Source organism: Paracoccus versutus (assembly GCF_000763885.1).
Taxonomy (GTDB): Bacteria; Pseudomonadota; Alphaproteobacteria; order Rhodobacterales; family Rhodobacteraceae; genus Paracoccus; species Paracoccus versutus.
On sequence record NZ_JRKO01000169.1, the window covers coordinates 1 to 972 of the forward strand.

General features: G+C 70.1%; 1 protein-coding gene. It reads left to right on the forward strand.

Annotated features, from left to right (window positions below; all coding sequences use genetic code 11):
- Window positions 1–972 (forward strand): Re/Si-specific NAD(P)(+) transhydrogenase subunit alpha (locus tag IT40_RS26480; protein WP_036761523.1); only part of this gene is annotated, 972 nt, incomplete at both ends.

Here is a 972-nt window from a genome sequence, read left to right on the forward strand (position 1 = left end):
CCTCGATGGCCAATATCGCCGGCTACCGGGCGGTGATCGAGGCGGCGAACAACTTCGGCCGCTTCTTCACCGGCCAGGTGACGGCGGCGGGCAAGGTGCCGCCGGCCAAGGTGCTGGTGGTGGGCGCCGGCGTCGCCGGGCTTGCCGCCATCGGCGCGGCGGTCAGCCTGGGCGCGCAGGTCCATGCCTTCGACGTGCGCCCCGAGGTGGCCGAGCAGATCGAATCGATGGGCGCGGAATTCGTCTACCTGGACTTCCAGGACCAGGTGCAGGACGGGGCCGCGACCGGCGGCTATGCCGCGCCCTCGAGCCCCGAGTTCCGGGAAAAGCAGCTCGAGAAGTTCCGCGAGCTCGCGCCCGGGATGGACATCGTCATCACCACGGCGCTGATCCCCGGCCGCGATGCGCCCAAGCTCTGGACCCGCGACATGGTCGCGGCGATGAAGACCGGCTCGGTCATCGTCGACCTGGCGGCCGAGCGCGGCGGCAATTGCGAGCTGACCGTGCCGGACGAGCGCATCGTCACGGAAAACGGCGTGGTGATCATCGGCTATACCGACTTCCCGTCGAGGATGGGCGCGCAAGCCTCGGAGCTTTATGGCAACAACATCCGCCACATGCTCTCGGACCTGACGCCGGGCAAGGACGGCGTCATCGTGCAGAACATGGAGGACGACGTGATCCGCGGCTCGACCGTCGCCCATGACGGCGACGTGACCTGGCCGCCGCCGCCGCCCAGGGTCGCGGCCATCGCCGCCCAGAAGCCGCGCGAGAAGCCCAGGGAGCCGACCCCCGAGGAGCGGCGCGCGCAGGAGATCGCCGCCTTCCGCGCCCAGACCCGGTCGCAGGTCACGCTGCTCGGCGCGGGCGCGGCGGCGATGCTGCTGGTGGGGCTGTTCGCGCCCGCGAGCTTCCTGTCGCATTTCATCGTCTTCGTGCTGGCGGTCTTCGTCGGCTTCCAGGTGATCTGGA